The sequence below is a fragment of the Spongiivirga sp. MCCC 1A20706 genome, assembly GCF_046524175.1.
Taxonomy (GTDB): Bacteria; Bacteroidota; Bacteroidia; order Flavobacteriales; family Flavobacteriaceae; genus Spongiivirga.
The window spans coordinates 1-1,024 of sequence record NZ_JBEFZF010000019.1 but is presented as its reverse complement, the minus strand read 5'-3'; the positions used below and the strand labels follow the sequence as shown (position 1 = coordinate 1,024).

1 protein-coding gene is annotated in these 1,024 nt (G+C 45.3%); it reads right to left on the bottom strand.

Features of this window, described 5'->3' with window-relative positions:
- Positions 1-1,024: hypothetical protein (locus ABN763_RS18970; RefSeq protein WP_410487078.1), on the bottom strand; the 1,024-nt coding region annotated here is incomplete at both ends.

Genomic DNA, 1,024 nt, shown 5'->3' with positions numbered 1-1,024 from the left:
GGGTACCCCATTCCACATCGGTACCAGCGGCATTTGTTTTGAGTACTTGATTTGCAGTACCGTTTAAAATGTTCTCGACTTGGACCGCATCATCTGCTAGTTTGGTATTGTCAACGGCATCGGCAGCTAGTTTTCCCGTAGTCACGTTTAAATCAGCAATCTTGGCTGTTGTAACCGCGTCGTCAACCAGCTCTGCGGTATCAATAGCATTATCGGCCATCTTCGCATTGGTGATACCATCAGTAGCGACTTGAATACTCGCATCAACTAATGTAGCTCCAGTACCAGTAGTTACGGTAATGGATGCATCAGTAGCAGTAAGATCTTCACCTGTGATATTGTTTGCATCAAGTGTACCCCATTCCACATCGGTACCAGCGGCATTTGTTTTGAGTACTTGATTTGCAGTTCCGTTTAAAATGTTTTCGACTTGCACCGCATCATCTGCTAGTTTGGTATTGTCAACAGCATCGGCAGCTAGTTTTCCTGTAGTCACGTTTAAATCAGTAATCTTCGCAGTGGTCACCGCGTCGTCAACCAGCTCTGCGGTATCAATAGCATTATCGGCCATCTTCGCATTGGTGATACCATCGGTAGCCACTTGAATACTCGCATCAACTAATGTAGCTCCAGTACCGGTAGTTACGGTAATGGATGCATCAGTAGCAGTAAGATCTTCACCTGTGATATTGTTTGCATCAAGTGTACCCCATTCCACATCGGTACCAGCGGCATTTGTTTTGAGTACTTGATTTGCAGTACCATTTAAAATGTTTTCGACTTGCACCGCATCATCTGCTAGTTTGGTATTGTCAACAGCATCGGCAGCTAGTTTTCCTGTAGTCACATTTAAGTCAGTAATCTTCGCAGTGGTCACCGCGTCGTCAACCAGCTCTGCGGTATCAATAGCATTATCGGCCATTTTCGCATTGGTGATACCATCGGTCGCTACTTGAATACTCGCATCTACTAATGTAGCCCCAGTACCAGTAGTTACGGTAATGGATGCATCAGTGGCAGTAAG